The organism is Moorena sp. SIO4E2 (assembly GCF_010671945.1).
GTDB classification, from domain to species: domain Bacteria; phylum Cyanobacteriota; class Cyanobacteriia; order Cyanobacteriales; family Coleofasciculaceae; genus Moorena; species Moorena producens.
In genome coordinates, this window is record NZ_JAAHIE010000669.1 from 1 (window position 1) to 3,441 (window position 3,441).

General features: G+C 44.3%; 5 protein-coding genes. 1 reads left to right on the forward strand and 4 read right to left on the reverse strand.

What is annotated here, in order from left to right:
* The coding region (locus F6K37_RS35130) for a calcium-binding protein (protein WP_287255476.1) at nucleotides 1-1,162 on the forward strand (1,162 nt) is incomplete at its 5' end.
* 1 nt (nucleotide 1,163) lies between these two features.
* Here F6K37_RS35130 and F6K37_RS35135 read toward each other — a convergent pair.
* The 4 genes from F6K37_RS35135 to F6K37_RS35150 all read right to left on the reverse strand — a co-directional run.
* Nucleotides 1,164-1,568: a hypothetical protein gene (locus tag F6K37_RS35135; protein ID WP_287255478.1), complete on the reverse strand. Its 405-nt coding sequence runs from the start codon at nucleotides 1,566-1,568 to the stop codon at nucleotides 1,164-1,166.
* Between the two features lie 130 nt (nucleotides 1,569-1,698).
* The gene (secF, locus tag F6K37_RS35140) at nucleotides 1,699-2,700 is read right to left on the reverse strand and encodes a protein translocase subunit SecF (RefSeq protein WP_287255480.1); all 1,002 of its coding nucleotides are present in this window, start codon (nucleotides 2,698-2,700) and stop codon (nucleotides 1,699-1,701) included.
* Nucleotides 2,697-2,822: a hypothetical protein gene (locus tag F6K37_RS35145; RefSeq protein WP_287255481.1), complete on the reverse strand. Its 126-nt coding sequence runs from the start codon at nucleotides 2,820-2,822 to the stop codon at nucleotides 2,697-2,699. The genes secF and F6K37_RS35145 overlap by 4 nt, the downstream gene beginning before the upstream one ends.
* 239 nt (nucleotides 2,823-3,061) lie before the next feature.
* Nucleotides 3,062-3,441, reverse strand: a 380-nt coding sequence (locus F6K37_RS35150; RefSeq protein WP_287255482.1) for an MMPL family transporter, incomplete at its 5' end; no start/stop codon positions are given.

Consider the following 3,441-nt stretch of genomic DNA (forward strand, 5'->3'; position numbering starts at 1 on the left):
TACTGATACTGATCCAGATACCACTACTGATACTGATCCAGATACCACTACTGATACTGATCCAGATACCACACCTGATCCCGATCCAGATACCACACCTGATCCCGATCCAGATACCACTACTGATCCAGCTCCCGAGCCAATTATTGCTGCTGCCCCAGCTATTCCAGCTGCCCCAGATCCAGATACAGACGGCATTGATGCTACTGTCACATTTACCGGTAATCAGCTTGCACTGTTCCCAGATAACAAATTGACTCTGAGTGATGCTAATAACACCACTCTGGTTGGCGCAACAGTAAAAATTGCCAATCTGCTCAATCCCACAGAGGAACTGCTGACTGTTGACAACACTGATACCCTGATTGCGGTTAACTTCGATGCCAACAATGGTATCCTTTCCTTAAGTGGGGTAGATACCATCCAAAATTACCAGCAAGTCCTCAACACCCTAGAGTATGAAAACACATCTGGTGTGACTGATGCCTCTGGTCGCATTATCCAGTTTGTGGTTGATGATGGTTTAGCTTTCAACAACGTAAGTGAGGTAGCTACTCTGATTACCATCCAAGATAATGACTCGACGGTGATTGGTACTTTCCAGAATGATACCTTGCTTGGGGGTAATGGCAACGATACCCTAGAGGGTAACTCAGGTAATGACTTACTCGACGGTGGAGCTGGTAATGATAGCCTGGTTGGAGGAGATAACTCAGACACCTTGCTCGGTGGTGACGGTAATGACGTCCTTGATGGTGGGACTAATGGAGACTTCCTAGATGGTGGAGCTGGTAATGATAACTTGTCTGGGGGAGAAAACTCAGACACCTTGATCGGTGCTGAGGGTAATGACTCCCTGTTTGGTGGCAACGGTGATGATATCTTAGAAGGCGGATTAGGCAATGATATCTTATCTGGCGCAGGGGGCATTGACACCTATGTCTTGAACCCTGGTGAGGGAACAGATACTGTGTTTAGTTTTGAAGATGGAATCGATATGTTCAAGTTAGGTGGAGATCTGACCTTTGATCAGCTGGCAATTGCTGATATGGGCGCGACTACTATTACTGCCAATGGCGAAGTCTTAGCACAGGTGTTCGGGGTCTCCGCGAGTCAGCTCACAGCGGCAGATTTTATTGTTGAGGAGGATATAGTCGTTTAATTCAAGAGCCACACACCCACTTCCAGAGTGGGTGTGTGGGGCCTTGCTGACAAATCCGCTGTACTTGTTGCTCCAGACGTTTCTGTTCTAAGGGTGGTAATCCAAATAAAATATTGCGACTTTGCCAAACTAAGACGGCTAAAGTTGTGCCAATACAGATAGCCAGACCTATTGCAGGCAGATGGTTGTAGATAATACTATACCGGAGTACTGCCCAGGTAAAATGCGATCGCATCAGGGAAATTTCATAGTGCCAACCCCACAGGCTTAATGGAGCAACAGTTATCCAGAGGATGCCTACGAAAACCCACCTACCATAAACAGTTATTTGATGTAATCGTTTTACCCTGGCCTCAAAGATGGGGTCAAGGGTAATTTTTCTTCTTGGGCTACCTGGCTGCTCCATGATCAGAAGACTATTGAAAATTATAGCTTTTATTGCATTTATGAGGTATGCTTCTCAACCTCAAAGTCCCCCTTTTTAAGGTAAATGGGGGATCGCTTTGTACCTCATGGTAGAGAGAATTGCTATAGAACTAAACTTCATCAGAAAATTCTGCTTCAATCACTGGATTCCCCTCCTTTTCTGGATTAACTGCAACCTCGACTACAGACTGAGCTTTACCAGTGCGCTCTCTCCACCAAGCTAAGAGGGTACTTGCAATAAAAATACTGGAGTAAGAGCCTGCTGTAAAACCAATAATTAGTGCTAAGGCAAAGAATTTTAGGGTTTCTCCCCCGAACAGCAAGATGGCTAACAGGGGTAGCAAGGTAGTTAAGGTGGTATTGATGGAGCGGGTTAAGGTTTGATTAACAGCATCCTCTACAATTTGATTGATATGTTGACCTGGCTTGAGTTTAATTACTTCTCGCACCCGGTCGTAAATCACCACAGTATCATTAACAGAAAAACCAATAATTGTCAATAGGGCAACCACAAATAAGGTATCGACTTCTACCCCTAGCACTAAACCTAGGATAGAGAAAAGACCAATAGCGATTAAGACATCGTGGAACAGGGCAACGAAAGCGAATAGGCCATAGTCAAACTCGAATCGGAAGGTAAGGTAGACAAAGATGCCCACAAAGGCCATAAACAAAGCGATTAAGCCAGAAATAAACAGTTGCCTGCCCAAGGTGGGACCAACGGTGTCAATCTGAGTAGATTTGGGTTCGAAAACACCAAGACGCTCGGTTAAAGCAGTTTGCAACTGGGTGCGTTGTTCAACATCTAATGTTTTAGTCCGAATTGTCAGGGCTTGTTTTTCTTCCCCTAGTATTTGGATACTGCTATTGCCAAGACCTTGTGCTGTCATCACCTCCCGTACCAGAGCCAAATCGATGGGTTGGTCACAGTTTCCGGGTTGAGTACAGTCTCTCTCTAGCTGTAGGCGGGTACCACCAACGAAATCCAGACCTAACCGTAAAGGGGCTCCTAGTTGAATAAAAGAAATCACCATGGCAAGGATACCGACCGTAATCAGGCCGGTTGAGATGCTCCACCAAAGCGATCGCGTTTTAATTACATTAAGTTTCATATTGACTTTTTTATTGATAAATCCTTATATAGCAAAGGGAGTAGGGAGTAGGGAGTAGGGAGTAGGGAGTAGGGAGTAGGGAGTAGGGAGTAGGGAGTAGGGAGTAGGGAGTAGGTAATCAAATTATCACAATTAATTTAATTTAGGATTGCTATAAATTAGGAATTATGAAATGGGTTTGTTGATGGAACCGGAGCATGGTCAACTAAACCCTTTATCCACAAAGTTATCCACAACTAGGATGAAGGATTAAATAGATTTTTTAGTTGAACCAAATCATGGTCAACTAAACGCTTTATCCAAACCCTTTAATTACACTTCTTACTTCCTATTTCCTACTTCCTATTTCCTAATTTATAAACTATTGGGTTGGTAAATTCGGGCAGAATAGTTCTGGTTTCTGACGTACCCCTGGAAGTCCTAAAACTGTTACGAGCATCAGGGTTCGACTACAGGTCACGGCGGTAAACATACTGATTCCTACCCCAATGCCTAGGGTTACGGCAAAGCCTTTCACTAGACCTGAACCTAGCCAAAACAGTACTGCACAGGCGATTAATGTGGTCACAGTTGCATCTAAAATACTAGAAAATGCTCGGTAAAACCCTGACTCTACTGAGCGATACAAGGTCTTACCAGCACGTAATTCTTCCCGTGTCCGCTCAAAAATCAGCACATTGGCATCAACTGCCATACCGATACTAAGGATAAAACCAGCAATTCCGGGTAGGGTTAAGGTAA